We start from the raw sequence: 2,018 nt of genomic DNA, 5'->3' as shown, positions 1-2,018 counted from the left end.
TAATAGCAATCTATTAAGAATGCAAAATAAAATTCAATATAACGTCATAGAATACAAATTCTATAGAATATTCTCTGAGGTTAATGATAAATATGTTTTTAAATCAATAAATTGCTTTATATACTTTTATTCTACATCGTCTTCTTCTAAAAGATCGTATGGAGATACACCATCTTTTTCCATCATAGCTAGGATTTCAATCATGCGAGTATGGCGAGATTCTTGTTTGAATTCATGCAGAACAGCAATAAGGTTGTTTATTTTTTGAAGTGGAATTCTTTTAATAACTGCTTTTTGACGACCAGGAACTTCATCAGCAAAATCAATTAATATTTGTCTGTAGTCAACACGCGCTTCTTTTACAACACCCGTTTCTTCCACACTTTTTAACATTGCACTCAGCGCTTTTTCTGCTGCTGCGAAACTATCCATTAATTACCTCGAGGACACAAAACTAGTTACGGCAAGGAAACCGTATCATCTATTAGTAACATCACTAATGAACATAGTTGTTTTCATTAGTTTGTACATATTTAGTCTTAATGAAATTAACGTCCCCAAAGGAATGCTGGGGCCGATAACTGTAAAAAACAATTAACTAATCACTAAGAAAGTCTGATTCTTTTATTATAATTGAATTTTACAACTTAGTATAACAGGGAGTATTACTTTGGTAGATATTACTCTCTGTTGTTAGTATTGTGAATACATAACCATGTAAATTTTTCTCTAATCTACATAATAGAGTCACATTTCGGGAAGAGTTTACAAAAAATTCGCAATTATTAATGCCTCATGAATCATATTTACAACTCTAATCACAGTTTATCTTAACCGCTATCATAATGTTTCAATTATGGTTTATTCACTTATTATCAGCCACTTAATCAAACACTTTTCAGCACTATCAGATACAACAGCTATTAAATTTTATAAAGGAATAGACTATAGTTAGCGCCATATCATCCTTGTTATAGGTATTACTGTGCGCCATTATCAACAAACACTAACAGCACTTTGCTTAGGTACACTTCTCTCTTTATCGAGCTTTAGCTCATATGCATCTATTTCTACCTCTGGTGGTTTTACAGCATCACAGAGTTGCGAAGCCTTTCAATCATTTCGCAAACAAACCAATCCAGATGACACCAAACTGATTATCGGTAAACAATATCAAGTAAAAGCGCTTAACGAACGCGATTACCGTTGGGTACATATTCTTGTTCCAGATGCTCAGCCTGCGATGCGTTGGGTAAATAAAGATTGCGGTACGGTTAACCTTAGCCAAGCAATTTCTGAACCAACAAAGAAACCAAACAACAACTACAGTAACTCACGTAAAAGTTGTAGCACTGTCGGTGACTTCGATTCCTATGTATTAGCACTTACCTGGCAACCGGGTTTTTGTGAGCATTTTAGTTACAAAGGCACTAAACCTGAATGTAATGCGATTAATGATGGCAAATTAAAAATCACTAATCTTACACTACACGGCTTATGGCCAAACAAAGCGAGCTGCGGTACTTCATATGGCTACTGTGATCGCTATGCGCGTCTAGATTTATCTCGTAGTACGATTAAAGAAATTGCCCCTTGGATGCCTAATTTTTATTACCAAACTAAATTTGGTGAATATGAATGGAAAAAACACGGCACTTGCCAAACACGTAACGCTGATGATTATTTCCTTACAGCAACCAAATTAGTTGAAAAAGTTGATGCATCACCTATTGGACAATTTATTAAAGACAATATCGGCCGTAACGTTTCAGTCTCTAGTTTTAAGAAACAATTAACGTCGAAATTTGGTAGTGATACTGTTGATCGCATTAGCCTTGCATGTACACAAGGTAAATACTTAAATGAAGTACGTCTGAACCTTGGTAAAGACATCGATCTAAGCAAACCAATTGTTGATTTATTAAAAGCAGGTCCAAAAGGTCTAATGCCGTTCGGATAAGCATCATCGTTTATACCTAAACGGGTACTTGGATGGCACAAAGAGGACTGAACGTGGA

Annotated in this window: 2 protein-coding genes; one reads left to right on the top strand and one right to left on the bottom strand. The window is 35.1% G+C overall.

The window, feature by feature from the left end:
* Positions 1 to 126: 126 nt before the first annotated feature.
* Positions 127 to 432, bottom strand: coding sequence for a hypothetical protein (locus E5A76_RS02075; RefSeq protein WP_053988166.1), 306 nt, complete (start codon positions 430 to 432; stop codon positions 127 to 129).
* A 553-nt stretch (positions 433 to 985) separates the two neighbouring features.
* Between E5A76_RS02075 and E5A76_RS02070 the strand changes: the two genes are divergently transcribed.
* Entirely contained in the window at positions 986 to 1,960 is a 975-nt protein-coding gene (locus E5A76_RS02070) for a ribonuclease T2 family protein (RefSeq protein WP_161117959.1), read from the top strand.
* Positions 1,961 to 2,018: the final 58 nt, after the last annotated feature.

It is taken from the genome of Photobacterium lucens (genome assembly GCF_009873615.1).
GTDB lineage: Bacteria > Pseudomonadota > Gammaproteobacteria > Enterobacterales > Vibrionaceae > Photobacterium > Photobacterium lucens.
Note: the sequence above shows the minus strand (reverse complement) of the source record. Positions and strands in the feature narration are given on the sequence as shown.